This window comes from Microbacterium sp. SORGH_AS_1204, assembly GCF_030818935.1.
In the GTDB taxonomy this organism is placed as follows: domain Bacteria; phylum Actinomycetota; class Actinomycetes; order Actinomycetales; family Microbacteriaceae; genus Microbacterium.
This window is the reverse complement of record NZ_JAUTBD010000001.1, coordinates 1,979,073-1,993,774: the sequence shown is the minus strand read 5'-3', so window position 1 is coordinate 1,993,774 and position 14,702 is coordinate 1,979,073. Positions and strand designations below refer to the sequence as shown.

At 71.0% G+C, this 14,702-nt stretch carries 12 protein-coding genes and 1 tRNA gene; 7 read left to right on the top strand and 6 right to left on the bottom strand.

Going from position 1 to position 14,702, the window contains the following annotated elements:
* The first annotated feature begins 77 nt into the window (after positions 1 to 77).
* Positions 78 to 374, top strand: coding sequence for a helix-turn-helix domain-containing protein (locus QE410_RS09150; RefSeq protein ID WP_307330800.1), 297 nt, complete (start codon positions 78 to 80; stop codon positions 372 to 374).
* 822 nt (positions 375 to 1,196) lie between these two features.
* Here QE410_RS09150 and QE410_RS09145 read toward each other — a convergent pair.
* Positions 1,197 to 1,270 (bottom strand) — tRNA-Met (locus QE410_RS09145).
* Positions 1,271 to 1,353: 83 nt separating this feature from the next.
* Here QE410_RS09145 and QE410_RS09140 point away from each other — a divergent pair.
* Positions 1,354 to 1,851, top strand: coding sequence for a DUF6328 family protein (locus QE410_RS09140; RefSeq protein ID WP_307330797.1), 498 nt, complete (start codon positions 1,354 to 1,356; stop codon positions 1,849 to 1,851).
* Positions 1,848 to 2,654, top strand: coding sequence for a carbon-nitrogen hydrolase family protein (locus tag QE410_RS09135; RefSeq protein ID WP_307330794.1), 807 nt, complete (start codon positions 1,848 to 1,850; stop codon positions 2,652 to 2,654). The genes QE410_RS09140 and QE410_RS09135 overlap by 4 nt, the downstream gene beginning before the upstream one ends.
* Positions 2,655 to 2,713: 59 nt before the next feature.
* On the opposite strand, the gene QE410_RS09130 is transcribed toward QE410_RS09135, so the two are convergent.
* Positions 2,714 to 2,941 carry a hypothetical protein gene (locus QE410_RS09130; protein ID WP_307330791.1) on the bottom strand — a complete coding sequence of 76 codons (228 nt, stop codon included), beginning with the start codon at positions 2,939 to 2,941 and terminating at the stop codon, positions 2,714 to 2,716.
* Positions 2,942 to 3,069: 128 nt separating this feature from the next.
* Complete coding sequence (locus QE410_RS09125; RefSeq protein WP_307330788.1) at positions 3,070 to 4,275, bottom strand: aminotransferase class I/II-fold pyridoxal phosphate-dependent enzyme; 1,206 nt, start codon at positions 4,273 to 4,275, stop codon at positions 3,070 to 3,072.
* Positions 4,276 to 4,423: 148 nt separating this feature from the next.
* Between QE410_RS09125 and QE410_RS09120 the strand changes: the two genes are divergently transcribed.
* Entirely contained in the window at positions 4,424 to 5,965 is a 1,542-nt protein-coding gene (locus QE410_RS09120) for a S1C family serine protease (protein ID WP_307330785.1), read from the top strand.
* A 101-nt stretch (positions 5,966 to 6,066) separates the two neighbouring features.
* Here the strand turns inward: QE410_RS09120 and QE410_RS09115 are convergent, their stop codons facing one another.
* Both QE410_RS09115 and QE410_RS09110 read right to left on the bottom strand, forming a co-directional pair.
* Entirely contained in the window at positions 6,067 to 7,407 is a 1,341-nt protein-coding gene (locus tag QE410_RS09115; RefSeq protein ID WP_307330783.1) for a phosphotransferase, read from the bottom strand.
* Between the two features lie 71 nt (positions 7,408 to 7,478).
* The gene (locus tag QE410_RS09110; RefSeq protein WP_307330781.1) at positions 7,479 to 8,417 is read right to left on the bottom strand and encodes a hypothetical protein; all 939 of its coding nucleotides are present in this window, start codon (positions 8,415 to 8,417) and stop codon (positions 7,479 to 7,481) included.
* Positions 8,418 to 8,554: 137 nt separating this feature from the next.
* Here QE410_RS09110 and QE410_RS09105 point away from each other — a divergent pair, with 137 nt between their 5' ends.
* The 3 genes from QE410_RS09105 to QE410_RS09095 are packed head-to-tail and all read left to right on the top strand — an operon-like array spanning position 8,555 to position 12,877.
* Positions 8,555 to 11,023, top strand: coding sequence for an ABC transporter ATP-binding protein (locus QE410_RS09105; protein WP_307330779.1), 2,469 nt, complete (start codon positions 8,555 to 8,557; stop codon positions 11,021 to 11,023).
* An 11-nt stretch (positions 11,024 to 11,034) separates the two neighbouring features.
* Positions 11,035 to 12,561 carry a hypothetical protein gene (locus tag QE410_RS09100; RefSeq protein ID WP_307330777.1) on the top strand — a complete coding sequence of 509 codons (1,527 nt, stop codon included), beginning with the start codon at positions 11,035 to 11,037 and terminating at the stop codon, positions 12,559 to 12,561.
* 49 nt (positions 12,562 to 12,610) lie between these two features.
* Positions 12,611 to 12,877 carry a DUF3039 domain-containing protein gene (locus tag QE410_RS09095; RefSeq protein ID WP_058231349.1) on the top strand — a complete coding sequence of 89 codons (267 nt, stop codon included), beginning with the start codon at positions 12,611 to 12,613 and terminating at the stop codon, positions 12,875 to 12,877.
* 400 nt (positions 12,878 to 13,277) lie between these two features.
* On the opposite strand, the gene QE410_RS09090 is transcribed toward QE410_RS09095, so the two are convergent.
* A complete protein-coding gene (locus tag QE410_RS09090; RefSeq protein ID WP_307330774.1) occupies positions 13,278 to 14,603 on the bottom strand; it encodes a nicotinate phosphoribosyltransferase in 1,326 nt (441 codons plus the stop codon).
* Positions 14,604 to 14,702: the final 99 nt, after the last annotated feature.

Below are 14,702 nucleotides of genomic sequence, written 5' to 3'. Positions count from 1 at the left end.
CGGCGGTAGAATATGGTTCATGACCACGGCACAGCTCCCGGGCGCCCTGCCTCGATCGCGGGGAACGGTTACTGACTGTGAAGCCTGATGGTCTAGATCCCTGGGTCGCTTACTCCCGAGATCTCGGGCGTAACCTGCAGGCGGCGCGATCCCGCGTGGGTCTCACCCAAGAGCGAGTAGCCCTGAGTGCCGGCATCTCCACCTTCACCTACCAGAAGATGGAGAACGGGGAATCGAACCCGGGGACACCGTCGAATCCCCGGCTCCAGACGCTCATCTGCCTCTCTGTCGTGCTCGAGGAAGATCTCTGCCGACTCCTACCCCGGGTCTCGGCCAACCTGGAAAAGGCTGTGCTCCAGCGTTCGCTTCTCTGATCAGCAATGGCGTGAGGAAGGCTCGCACTCGCCGAGCAGTGATGTCAGCTGGCGGGAGAGCCGGCGTCCGGACTCTGCGCTCATGACAATCCCCCGAGCGACGTCGTCTTCGGGTGAGATCCACACCCACGTTTCGCCACTTCTCTGCTCGAGGCCCAACGCGAGGTTCACGGCGACCAATTGGACGTTCATGCTGGAGGCGTCGGGGTAACGGACGATGGCGGGGACGGCCACCACCTCGCTTCGGTGAGAAACGGAGAAATCGTCGGCGACCTCGTGAACCCCGTTGCACCAAGGAGGGCAGCTGTGTTGCACTGCGGAAATCCGTTCTTTCAGTGAGTGGGGCGCCTGACAGGGCGATCGAGGATACGCAAGAGTGTGCACGATAATTCGAGTGCACTGCGTCTTAGCCGTAAGTGGTGGGGCTTGGCACTCATAGCGTTTCTGCCTGAGTGGGGCGGAGCGATGAGCGCGTCTGGCGTGCGCGCGTTATCGACACCTTTGCACTCTGCCCCCCCCCGGAGAATGGTCGATTTCAACGCACGCGCTGTGCCGATTCAGATCCTGACCAGACAATACCAGGCATACATGGTTCATTCACGTCGATGCGGTGAGCGTGCGGTCGTCGCGGCGGCTTATGCGGCGCCCCGAGCTTGTGCGGTGATGACGCACATAGGGCGGGAATCATCGCCGTCGGGTAAGAGATCAGGACGGGCTCCTCGCGAGCTGCGAGTGCCGCGTTCTGCGAGGCGGTGAGTCTGCGCGTCGATCCGCTGCAAAGGCAGAAGGCCCCGGATCTTGCGATCCGGGGCCTTCTTCTTGTTGCGGGGACAGGATTTGAACCTGCGACCTCTGGGTTATGAGCCCAGCGAGCTACCGAGCTGCTCCACCCCGCGGCACAAGAGAAAACATTACGCCGAGATGGGCGACATGGCAAATCCTGACGTACCGCCCGGGAGTGTCGCGAGAGAATGTCCCGGTGAGCAACACCTTCGACGATCTCGATGACGGACGACCCGAGACCCCGGCGCAGCGAGCCGATCGCAACTGGAACGAGATTCTGCAAGAACTGCGCGTGCTGCAGACGGGTACGCAGATCCTCACCGGGTTCCTGCTCGCTCTGGCGTTCCAGCCGTCGTTCGCCGAACTCGACGGCGGCCAGCGGGTGCTGTACCTGGGGCTCATCGGGCTCTCCGCCCTGAGCGCTGTGGTCGCCCTCGCGCCGGTCGCGCTGCACCGGGCGGTCTTCGGTCACCAGGTGAAGCCCGAGCTCGTTCGCGTGGCGCATGAGGCCCTGCGCGGCGCGCTCGCACTCGTGTCGTTACTTCTAGTCGGCGTGGTCGTCTTCGTGTTCGACGTCGTCGTCAGCTTCAGCGCGGCCGTGACGGCCGGAGTCGTGTTGGGGCTCGTCATCCTCGTACTGTGGATCGTGGTGCCGCTGTTCGTCCGGCGCCACGGCAAGAGGAGCTCTCAATGAGTCACGACACGGTCGGCGTCGCCGTCGCGCAGTTCGCGCCCGTCGCATCCCGCGCCGACAACCTGGTCGACATCGCCGCCGCCGCCCGTGCCGCGGCTGCCCGGGGCGCTCGAGTGGTGGTGTTCCCGGAATACTCGAGCTACTTCGTCGACCCGTTCGACGAAACGCTCGCCGAGAACGCCGAAGATCTCGACGGGCCGTTCGTGCGCGCCCTCACCGTGCTCGCGGACGAGCTCGACGTGGTCATCGTGGCGGGCCTGCTCGAGAAGGCCGACGACGGCCGTCGAGTGCGCAACGCGGTCGTGGCGGTGGGTGCCGACGGCATCCGGTCGGTCTATCGCAAACTGCACCTGTACGACGCCTTCGGGCAGCGGGAGTCCGATTGGGTGGAACCCGGCGAGATCGCCCCGCCGCAGACGTTCGAGGCGGGCGGCCTGCGCTTCGGGCTGATGACCTGCTACGACCTGCGCTTCCCCGAGGTGGCGCGCACGCTCGCCGACGCCGGCGTCGACGTGGCCCTCGTGCCGGCCGAGTGGGTGCGCGGTGCCCTCAAAGAACACCACTGGCGCACGCTGCTGCAGGCACGCGCGATCGAGAACACGATCTTCGTCGCCGCAGCCGACCACCCGCCGCCCCTCGGAGTGGGGCATTCGATGGTCATCGACCCGCAAGGGGTGACCGTCGCGCAGATCGGCACGGCGACCGATGTGGCCGTCGCCCACATCGATCGAGAAGCCATCGGCCGCGTGCGGCGCGTGAACCCCGCACTCGAGCTGCGGCGTTTTCGGGTGACGCCGCGCTGAGAACCTCAGGCGCTCTGCGTTCAGCCCGTCGGCGATCGTGATGCGGCGCGCGACCGCCGTCAGCGCCCCGCGGAATCCCGCTGTGCCCAGCGGATGAGCGAGACCTGCTTGGTCCGCCACAGACCGGTGCGCACCGTCGCCATCGTGAACCCCTCGCTGTGAAGGCGGGCGGCGGTGTCGGCGTCGAGGCGCAGTCCACGGTCAGCGTCGGTCCAGCGCAGATCTTGACCGTAAAGCTCGACGATGCGCGGCGGGCGGGCGTCGAGGTGAAGGCGTCGGCGAGACATGGTTCCCCCTAGGTTTTCGGCGACACAGCCGGCTGGATGGGGGATCCGAGCCGAACCTACCATGTAGACGTGGTACTTCGCACGACCGTCGGTCACCGATAAGGCCCGACGGCCCCGGTCAGGGCGGTCTACGCCACCGTCATCCCGGCCAGCCGTTGTGCCGCATCGGCGAGCACTTCCACCCTCTTGCACGCCGCGAAGCGCACCAGCGTGGCGTACTGCGCGCGATGGGCGGGCGAGACGAAGGCGGTGAGGGGGATGCCGACGACTCCGGCGCGGGCAGGCAGCTCGCGGCAGAACGCATCGGCATCGGTGGCGCCGAGCGGAGCGGCATCCACCACGGTGAAGTAGGAGCCCCCGGGCGACGACACGTCGAACCCGGCCGCGCGCAGCCCCGTGCCCAGCAGGGCGGCCTTGGCGGCCATCTCCGACGCGACCGACGCGAAGAACTCCTCGGGTAGGCGCAGGCCCACCGCGATGGCGGGCTGGAACGGTGAGCCCCCCACGTACGTGAGGAACTGCTTGACGGCGAGCACCGCGGTCACGAGGTCGGCGGGGCCGGTCACCCAACCGGTCTTCCAGCCGGTGAGCGAGAAGGTCTTGCCCGCCGACGAGATCGACAGCGTGCGTTCGGCCGCGCCCGGGAGCGTGGCGATCGGCACGTGCGGGCCGTCGAAGACCAGGTGCTCGTACACCTCGTCGGTGACGATGATCGCGTCGTGCCGGTGGGCCAGGCGCACCACCTCGTCGAGCACCTCGCGCGAGAACACGCTGCCCGTGGGATTGTGCGGATCGTTCACGAGGATCACGCGCGTGCGATCGGTGACGGCGGATGCCAGCTGATCGAGGTCGGGTTGAAAGTCGGGCCAGCGCAGAGGAACCGGCACGAGCTTGGCCCCCGAGAGCGCGACGCACGCGGCGTAGGAGTCGTAATACGGCTCGAAGACGACGACCTCGTCGTCGGGGGAATCGATGAGGGCCAGCAGCGTCGCCGCGAGCGCCTCGGTCGCACCGACAGTGATCAGCACCTCGCGCTGCGGGTCGAGCTCGATGCCGTAGAAGCGCTTTTGATGCTCGGAGACGGCCGACAGCAGGTCGGGGAAGCCGCGTCCGGGCGCGTACTGATTGACGCCGCGGGCGATGGCATCCCGGGCCGCCTCGAGCACCGGCTCGGGACCGTCTTCGTCGGGGAAACCCTGACCGAGATTCAGCGCGCCGGTGGAGGCGGCGAGCGCGCTCATCTCGGCGAAGATCGTGGGAACGGGGGAGCCGTCGGGAGCGAGCAGTCCCGCGCCGCGGGCCGTGCGCTGCCAAGCGCCGGGAAGCTGGTGCATGCATCCAGCATGCCGCACCCGCCGCGAGGGCAAGGGGGAATGCTTCGCGGTGCGTTGCTGCTAGACCCATAGAGGCGGCTCACTTCTGTCATAGGTGACCCACAGCAACCGTGGTCATCGTAGAAGCGCCTGGAAGAAGGAGCATCCCATGAGCGACACCACGGACAACCGTCCCGAGGGTAACGACCGCAGCGACAGCGTCGAGCCTTCGCCGCAGCACGAGACCACCGCACCGGCCGCGCAGACGCAGTCGGCCCCGTCCCCGCGTTCCGACGTGCCGCCCATGCCGACGCGCTCGCCGGCTGCAGCCGCCGCCGCGTGGCCCCCGCCCGCCGCCGGCACCGCCGCGCCGCAGCCTCGCACCTCCGCAGGCGACTACGCCTCGGCCCCCTCCGGCGCCGCCGCCCCCAGCGGTCAGGCCTTCGGCCCGGGCGCCACGAGCGCGCACCCCACGCTCGTGATGCCGGAATCGGCATCCGCCGGCCCCCGCAAGAAGAGCTCGGCGCCGCGCATCGCCGCGCTGCTGGTGGCCGCTGCCCTCGTCGGCGGCGGCGCAGGCCTCGGCGGCACGTACGCCGGCTTGAGCCTCTGGGGCGGCGAGAACGCCTCGAGCGTCTCAGGTCCCACCGCGATCACCGTCAACGACCCGCAAGACGTCAACGCCACCGCCGCGGTCGCCTCGAAGGTTGTACCGAGCGTCGTCACCATCAGCGCCACCGGCTCCCAGGGCGGCGGCACCGGATCGGGCGTCGTGCTGAGCCGCGACGGATACGTGCTCACCAACACGCACGTCGTCACCCTCGACGGCCAGACCGGCAACGCCAAGATCTCGGTCACCACCTCCGACGGCAAGGTGTACGCCGCGACCGTCGTGGGCACCGACCCCACCTACGACCTCGCCGTCATCAAGCTGCAGAACGCGACGGGTCTGACCCCCATCGAGTTCGCCGACTCGTCGAAGCTCAACGTCGGCGACGCCACCATCGCCGTGGGCGCGCCGCTCGACCTGCCCAACACGGTCACCACCGGTATCGTCAGCGCGCTCAACCGATCGATCCAGGTCGCGTCGTCGGCCGCCCCCAGCGACGGATCCGACCAGCAGCAGCAGGAGCCGGGGGAGGAGAGCCCGTTCCGCTTCGACTTCGGTCAGGGACAGCAGTCGCAGTCGGCGAGCCAGACCATCAAGATCGCCGTCATCCAGACCGACGCCGCCATCAACCCCGGCAATTCCGGCGGCGCGCTCGTCGACGACGAGGGCAAGCTCATCGGCATCAACGTCGCCATCGCGAGCGCCGGCGGATCGTCGTCGGGCGGGCAGTCGGGCAACATCGGCGTCGGCTTCTCGATCCCCTCCGACATCGCCAAGCGCATCTCGTCGGAGATCATCGAGAACGGCTCCGCCACCCACGGCCTCCTGGGCGCGTCGGTCCAGGATGCCGCCTCGCAGCAGGGGGCGACCACCACCGGCGCTCTGGTGGCCGAGGCCGTCAGCGGCGGCGCCGCGCAAGCCGCAGGCCTGACCGAGGGTGACGTCATCACCGCGTTCAACGGCATCCCCGTGACGAACTCCATCGACCTCACCGCCCAGGTGCGCGCGCTCGCCGCGGGCGCGAAGGCCGAGGTCACCTACCTGCGCGGCGGCCAGCAGAAGACCGCCGAGGTCACGCTGGGATCGATGCCGGCCAGCTGATTCCGAGTCTTACGTCGAAGACGCCGCCCCGCAGCAAGATCGCGGGGTGGCGTTTTCGCGCGTCGGGGGCACGGCCCGGCGGCGTGCAGTCCTGTACCCGGTCAGTCGAGCGGCGCGAGACGGCCGATCGCGGCGAGCGGGATGCCGATCCAGTCGGGGCGGTTGCGCGTCTCGTAGATCGCCTCGTAGACCGCCTTGTCGAGCTCGAAGGCGGCGAGCAGGGGGTCGGCGTCGGTGGGTTCGGTGTGCGCGGTCTCGGCGTAGCCGGCGAGGAACGCCTGCTGCGCCGCGATGACCCAGGCGCGCACGGCCTCACCGTCGTCGTCGGCGACGGCGCCCGAGACGTAGTCGAACGAGCGCAGCATGCCGGCGACGTCGCGCACCGCGACATCCGGCATCAACCGTTCCTCGATCGGGCGCAGGGGCTCGCCCTCGAAGTCGAGCAGCACCCACCCGTTGGTCGGCGTGTGCAGCACCTGCCCGAGATGCAGATCGCCGTGCACGCGCTGCAGCGCCGGCCACGGCGCGCGGGCAGCGGTGGCGTACACCTCGCGGATGCGATCGGCATAGGGGGCGAGCGCCGGCACCTCGGCCAGGGCGATGGCGAGTCGGCGATCCCACGCCCCCACCACGGCGGCGCGGTCGGCGTCATCCGGTTCGCGCGTCGGAAACTCCGCGGCGAGGGCGACGTGCATGCCGGCGACGCTGGCGCCCAGCGCGCGGGCGCGTGCGGCGAAGTCCTCGCCCGCCGCGGCCGCGTCGAGAGCGACCCGCCAGGCGTCTTCGACACCCTCGAAGAACTCCTGGGCGAAGGCGAGTGAGCCGCTGACCGGCACGCCCTCGGGCGTCACCCACGACCCCTGCACCTCGCCGATGGCCGCAGGTACAAAGTGCGCCCCTCCGGCGGCCAGCGCCGACTGCAGCTCCACGTCGGGGTTGATGCCGGGGTTCACCTGCCGGAACAGCTTGCAGATGACCGGGATGCCGTCGGCACCCTCGTCGGGGCGGAAGATGAGCGAGGTGTTCGACTGCTCGCCGCTCAGCACCTTCGCCACCGCCCGCGGCGCCGGGGCCTTGCCCGCCGGCCGCGCGAGGGTGAAGCCGACGAAACCGTCCTCCGGCGTTCCGACCGCGCCGCCCGCGGTGACCCACGCGTAGAGCTGGTCGGTGAAGCCGGCGTCGGTCGTGGCATCCGCCCACACGTGACCCTCGCCGCAGGCGCCGATCAGGCTGCCGGGCGGCACCGACCCCTCGGCGCGCCGCACGACCGGCACCTGATAGACGATGGCCGGCTGCACCGCTTCGTCGCGCACGAGCAGCAGACGAGCGTCGTCGTCGAGCGGCCAGTCGGCCACGACGGTCAGACGCGGGTCGCGGCCCTTGGTGCCGTACCACCGCTGACGCGGCATCCACACTGCGAGGAGATCGAGGAGGTCGCCCATGCCGCGAGGCTAACGCGCCCGCCCGTCGAGCGCGCGGGACTTGCGCGCGGGGCCGTGTCGATGAGAGAGGGTCAGGATGCCGAGGGCAACCCGCCCTGACCCTCACCGGTCTCGCGTGACCTCTCGTCGTCGTCGTGTGAGCGTCGGCGGGGGAGGGCTTTGCGGGCCACCGAGCCGGTGAGGCGTCCGGCCTCGCTGATCGCTCGGCGCACGCCGTTGACGGCGTTGCGCTCGATCGGAGCGCTGCCGGGGCGCGGCTCGAGATCGGCGGGCAGGGTGAGTGGCGGCGCACCGAACGCGCGTCGGGCGTTGACCAGCACGCGGCGGCCGAGGATGTGGTTGCCCGTACCGCCGACGACGGCGCCGACGCCGAAGGGCAGCGCCTTGCCCAGAAATGATGCGCCGCCGCGGGTGGCGAACTGCCGCACGAACGAGGTCTTCAAGCGGTCGACGAGGGGACCCACCGCGGCGCGCGGCAGCGTCTTCGTGATGAGCTCCCCCCAGTATCCGGATCGGGTCGTGCCGCGACCGGCGGCCTGCGCGGCGAGCTGCGACACGAGATCGACGCCTTCTTTGCCGAGCATGAGCGCCAGCACGAGGGCCCGCCCGCGGTCGGGGTCTTCGACGGCGACGCCGTGCACCTCGGCTACCGACTGCGCGAACAGGGCGGTCGCCTCGAGGAACCCGACGGTCTCGACCCCGCTCAACGCGAGCGTGACACTCGTGCCGATGCCCGGTACGACGGCGGTGGCCCCGACTGCCGCCCCTCCCGTGGTCACCGCCGCGAGGTAGCGGCGCTCGAGGATCTTGAGGATGTCGTCGACCGTTGCATCCGGATGCCGTAGACGGATGCCGCGCAGGTGCGCGAGCACCACGGGGCGCTGCACCGAGAGCACGCGGTCGAGCATGCGGATCGCACGGGGATGCTCCTCCGACCCGACCGGCGGGAGCCCGCCCGTCCAGGGCGCGTCGTTCGGGAGGGAATGGATGCGATGCACCTTCTCAGCCATGACCTCATCTTCTCCCGGGCGCCTCGGCGTCGGCCGTGCCTTGACGGGTCGCCGGTGGGCCGTCGGGACCGCCTCGCACGGTCCGCGCGCATCGGCAAGAGGCGGGTGGTGTCGGAGGGGGTTGATAGTTTGGTGCGATGACAGCGTCGCTGCCGGATCTCCCCGAATCGTCCTCCTCCGAGACCGAGGGCGTCGCGGCGAGCGTCGAACCCGCGGCCACCGCAGCGCCGAAGCCGCGCAGTCCGCGCGGCACCGCGTCGAAGCGTCCGCCCGCGCGTTCGCAGGGCGACAGCGAGCCGAACTCCGGGGTTTCAGCCGAGGCGGCGAGCAAGCCGGCGCCCAAGCCGCGTGCGCCCCGCACCGCGAGCGCCGCGCGCGCAGCGGCGGGCGGTGGCGGGCGTACTCCGACGACTGGTGGCGCCGCTCGCACGTCGGCGGCCGGCGGCACCGCCCGCACTGCGGCCGCGAAGAAGACCGCCGCGGCCAAGAGGCCGGCCGCCCCCCGCACCTCCGCGGCGAAGAAGCCGGCGACGCCGCGCGACTCGGCAACCTCCGCGACCGCAGCCACCGTGGCGGCCGCCTCGACCGATGACGTCGAGACGCCCGCGACAACGGGGGCGCACGCCGTCGCGGCGCCCGGGTCGTCCGATGTGATGACGTTCCCCGAGTCGTCGGTCACCGACGACCAGACGTCGACGGGCGGCGGGGCGGAACCCGTGTCGCCGCCGACGTCACCGTCGGGAGCGAACGCGGGCGACGGCGCCGGTGGCCTCGACACGTCAGCTCGAGACGGTGACCCCCACGACGCCCCTGCGGTCGCCCCAGAGCTGAGCAACGCCGGCGACGGAGGTGCGAGTGCGCCCGCGCAGAAGGATGCCGACGACAGTGCGTCGGATGGCGCCGCTGATGAGGTCGCTGCGGGGCAGAGCGATGACGACGATGCCCCGGATGCCGTTGTGCCCGCCGACGTGGCCGCGAGTGCCGACGACCGTGTCGAGGCGGCGTCGGCTCCGCACGCGGCGGCGGCGCCGGTGATCGCTTTCGACGACATCGTCATTCCGCCGCGCCCGCCGCTGCCGGTGCCGGGTGCCGTCGACGCCGCGACGACCGACGACCGAGCCGCCGAGGCGGGCGCCGACCCGACGCCCGCCGATGTCGCCGTCGAGCAGCCGGTGACCGTCGGCCCCGACACCTCGGTCGATGACGCCGCATCCGCCGATGTCGAGGTCGATAAGCACGACGCCGGCGTCGAGTCGTCGCCCGAAGACCCCACGGCCGCCGACGTCGCCGTCGAAGAGCCGGTGATCGTCGGCCCTGACACCGCGGTCGACGAGCCCGGGCGGGCATCCGACGCCGTCGCCGTCTCGGAATCCGCCGAGCCCTCGTCATCCGAGGTCGAGGTCATCGCCGACACTCCGCTCGAGGTCGACGGCGTCTCCCGCTCAGACGTTCGAACGGACGACGAAGCGGCTGTCGAGTCGATCCCCGACGACGAAGTCGCCGGCGATCCCGCGCCCGCGAACGACGTGCACGACCCGACTCCGCCGGATGTGCGCGTAGGGGACGCGCCGACGGATGCGCCGCCCGCGGATGCCGCACCGCCGACCGATGCCGCGCCGACCGATGCGCCGCTCGCTGATGCCGCGGTGGAGCACTCGTCGGTCGTCGACGCGCCTGTCGTCGCCCCCACGGCGGTCGACGTGCCGTCTACCGACGCGCCGCTCGCCGACGCTGCGGCCGCAGACACGACCGACGCGGCAGATGCCGACGTCGTCGACACCGACGAGCACGCGGTCGCCACCCGCGCCGAGGCGGCCGCCGACGACGATGCCGAGACGGGCGCTGCGGTTCCGGCGCTCACTCTGCGCCACATCACCAAGACCTTCGGCGACCTTCGGGCCGTCGACGCGATCGACCTCACCGTTCCCGCCGGCTCGTTCTATGGCCTGGTCGGCCCTAACGGCGCCGGCAAGACCACGACCCTGTCGATCATCGCGGGCCTGCTCCGCGCCGACGCGGGCGACGTCACCATCAACGGAGTCGATGCCAAGAAGCGGGCGCGCGAGGCGAAGAAGCTCATCGGCGTTCTGCCGGATCGTCTGCGCACCTTCGACCGTCTGACCGGGCGTCAGCTGCTGTCGTACTACGGCGCGCTGCGCGGACTCCCCGGCGGTCTCGTCGAGAGCCGTATGGCCGACCTGGCCCGCGCCTTCGACCTCGTCGACGCGCTCGCGCGGCCGGTCTCCGACTACTCGGCCGGCATGACCAAGAAGGTCATGCTCGCGGGCGCGATGATCCACTCGCCCCGGCTCCTCGTGCTCGACGAACCCTTCGAGGCCGTCGACCCCGTCTCCAGCGGCGTCATCCTCGACATCCTCCGCACCTACGTCGATCACGGCGGCACTGTGATCCTCTCGAGCCACGGCATGGAACTCGTCGAGCGGGTGTGCTCGCGCGTCGCGGTCATCGTGTCGGGACAGGTGCTCGCCGAAGGCACCGTAGACGAGGTACGCGGCGAAGGCACCCTCGAAGAGCGTTTCCGTGAACTGTCGGGCGGGCTGGGCGACGTGGAGGGCCTCGAGTGGTTGCACACGTTCTCCGCCTGAGACTGGCGATGATGCTGGGCGCCCTCCGCGGCGACCGGCGCGACGTGATCCGGCGAGTGATCGGCGTGGTGCTCCTCGTCGGCGCCACCGTCGTCGCGGCGATGAGTGCCGCGGGCCTCGCCGAGGCCGACCGTCTCACCACCGCGGTCGTGAGCGTGCTCGCAGGCTCCGCGGTGACGCTCGGATTCGCGGTCGGCCCGCCCGTGACTGCCTCGGTCGACCCGCTCGACCCCAGACGCTTCGCCGTGATCGGCCCCGAACCACGCCCCCTCGCCGCGGCTCTGCTGCTCGCCGGATTCCTCAGCGTGCCGGTGCTCGTCATGCTCGCCCTCGGCGTGAGCCTCGCCGTCGCGTGGGGCGCGCAGGGCGCGTCGGCGGTGGCGAGTACGGCATCCGTCATCCTGGGCCTGACGACGTGCGTGCTGTTCGCGCGCGTCAGCATGGCCCTCGGGGCGCTCGTGCAGCGGCCCCGGCAATCGCGCGAACTCGTGAGCGTCTACCTGATCGCCGTGCTCGTCGTCGTGGTGCCGATCGGGGTGTTCCTCGGGTCGCTCGAATGGCGCGGTGCCGTGCCCACGCAGCTGGCCTCCGCCGCCGAGATCCTGTCGTGGACACCGATCGGTGCGGCGTGGTCGGTCGGCCTCGCGCCCACCGCCGGCGCCGCGGCGGGCAGTCTCGTCGTCGCTCTCGCCACGGTGGCGGTGCTGACCGTTGCGTGGTTCGCCCTCGTGCGGGTGCTGCTCACCACAACCCGCCGCCCCGCCGCCGCACGCGAGCGGGGTGGACTGGGATGGTTCGCTCTGCTGCCGGGAACCCCCGGAGGAGCGGTCGCGGCCCGGAGCCTGTCGTACTGGCTGCGCGACCGTCGCTACATCGTCAACGTCGTGATCGTGCCGATCGCCGCCGTGGTGTCGACCGTGCCCCTGCTGGTGGCGGGGGTGCCGTTCGAGCTCGCCGTGCTGCTGCCGGTGCCCATCATGGCGGTCTTCTTCGGCTGGCTGCCGCACAACGACCTCGCCTACGACTCCACGGCCCTATGGATGCACATCGCCAGCGGCATCCGCGGCATCCCCGACCGCGTGGGGCGTCTCGTGCCGGTTCTGCTCATCGCCATCCCGATCCTGGCCGTCAGCCTGCCGCTCGCCATCGTCGCGCACGGCCGGTGGGCCATCTTCCCCGCGATGGTCGGCGTGTGCGCGGCGCTGTTCCTCGGCGGTCTGGGCCTGTCGAGCATCTCGTCGGTGCTCGCGCCCTACGCCGTCTCCCGACCCGGCGACAGCCCGTTCCAGCAGCCGCAGCGCACCGGCTCCGGCGGGGTCATCGCGCAGGGCCTGGTGATGCTCGGCGCGGTCCTGACAGCGCTTCCGGCCGGCTGGCTCACCTGGCAGGCGATCGATGGCGACACCATCGACTCCGTGCTCGCGCTGTGGGTCGGTGTCGGAGCCGGCGCGTTCGTGCTCGTCGTGGGAATCCTCCTCGGAGCCGTGATCTACGAACGCCGCGCGACGCGTCTCATGGAGTTCGCCGAAGCGACCTGAACCCGACGACCCGACCGTCGGGCGCGGTCCGCGGCTACACTGGCTCTCCATGAGCACGCCTCTCGACAGTCCTGACAGCGGGGGTCTCGCGACCCTGGATCGTGAGCTCGAAGAGCTCATCCGCGAAGAGAACATCGAGCCCGGCGACCATGAGCGCTTCTCGCACTACGTCAAGAAAGACAAGATCCTCGAATCCGCGATCACCGGCAAGCCCGTGCGGGCACTGTGCGGCAAGAAGTGGACGCCCGGTCGCGACCCCGAGAAGTTCCCGGTCTGCCCGCAGTGCAAAGAGATCTACGAGTCGCTCGTCAGCTGACGACCCTCTCGACACCGTGATCGAGGTACCCGGCACGTACACGGTCAGTGGGCCCCGGTTGGCATTCGTCGCGGCGTCGTACTGTCGTCGGTCCTCGACGGCGAAGTCGGAGCTGGGGCGGATCTTGGCCACCGGCACGCTCCCGCCCGAGACGGCGAAGGCAGGAGTGGCGGTGGAGGCGACGATGGCCGGCACCGCCCATGCCGCCGCGCCGATGAGACCGCGCCGGGACGGCTGTGCGTGCGACGGGTGCGATGACGTGAGGGGCACGGGCGACCTCCGGAGCCGGCACGGGACGGAGCTCCCACGCTAGATCGCCGTCGGAACCGGCCCGGAGGACTCGCGTCGGCGGTCACCCGAGCGAAGGTGCGATCTCACCCGCCGACAAGGCGGCCCGGGGTCACGGGGCCTCGCGGTACTCCGTCGCCAGCGCCGGATCGGCCTTGCTGAGCGCGAGGGCGCGCACCGGCAGCTCCTCGCGCACACGGGCGTGATGAGCCCGCGCGGCCTGCACACCGGCGGCACCGAGGGCAGCGGCATCCGCCTCTCCGCCGGACATCAGCATCGTCTGCAGGGCGCGGGCGTCGGGATGCTCAGCGGCCGTCGACAGCGCTTCGAACCCGTCGCTGACGACGATGACCTCCGCCGTCGCCGTGCCCGCGTCGAGCGTGCGGAACGCGGCCTTGCGGCCCCCGTGCGACGCCTTCTGCGCCGAGGCCTTGGCAACCGCGACCCACGATCCGTCGACGGCTTCGCGCGCGACGAGCTTGAAGACGAGACCCGCCGTCGGCACGCCCGATCCGGTCGCCACCGACGTGCCCACTCCGTACGAGTCGACGGGGGATGCCGCGAGGGCGGCGAGGGCGTACTCGTCGAGGTCGCTGGTCACGGTGATGCGGGTGCCGGTCGCGCCGAGCTCGTCGAGCAGCGCCCGCACCTCACCCGCGACGATCGGCAGGTCGCCGGAGTCGATCCGCACACCACCGAGCTCGGTCCCCGCCACGCGGACGGCCGTGCGGACGCCCTCGGCGATGTCGTACGTGTCGACGAGGAGCGTCGTGTCGGTGCCGAGGGCGTTGATCTGCGAGCGGAACGCCTCTTCTTCGCTGTCGTGCAGCAGCGTCCACGCGTGCGCGGCCGTGCCCATCGTCGGCACGCCCCAGCGGCGGCCCGCCTCCAGGTTGCTCGTGGCCGAGAAGCCGGCGATGTACGCCGCACGCGCCGCCGCGACCGCCGCCTGTTCGCTCGCCCGGCGCGATCCCATCTCGGCCAGCGGGCGATCGCCGGCGGCGACGCTCATGCGGGCGGCGGCGGTGGCGACGGCGCTGTCGTAGTTCAGGATGCTGAGCGCCACCGTCTCCAGCAGAACGGCCTCGGCGAACGTGCCCTCGATGGTGAGCAGCGGCGAGCCGGGGAAGTACACCTCGCCCTCGCGGTATCCGGTCACCGACCCGGTGAAGCGGTACCCGGCGAGGAAGTCGAGGGTCGCGGCATCCACGATGCGGTTGTCGCGCAGGTACCGCAGCTCGTCGTCGCCGAAGCGGAAGTCGCGGATGGCCTCGAGCAGGCGGCCGGTGCCCGCGACGACGCCGAAGCGGCGTCCTCCCGAGAGCCGCCGCCCGAACACCTCGAACACGCAGCGGCGCGAGGCGGTGCCGTCGCGAAGGGCCGCGTCGAGCATCGTCAGTTCGTAACGGTCGGTGTGCAGGGCCGTGCTGCGGGTCATGGCGCCAGCCTATTGCCGCCGGTTCTCGGATGCCGGGTCGCCCGCTGCCCCTTGACGCGCCCATCCGCCACGACACGACGCAGGAGATCCGGCGGGCCG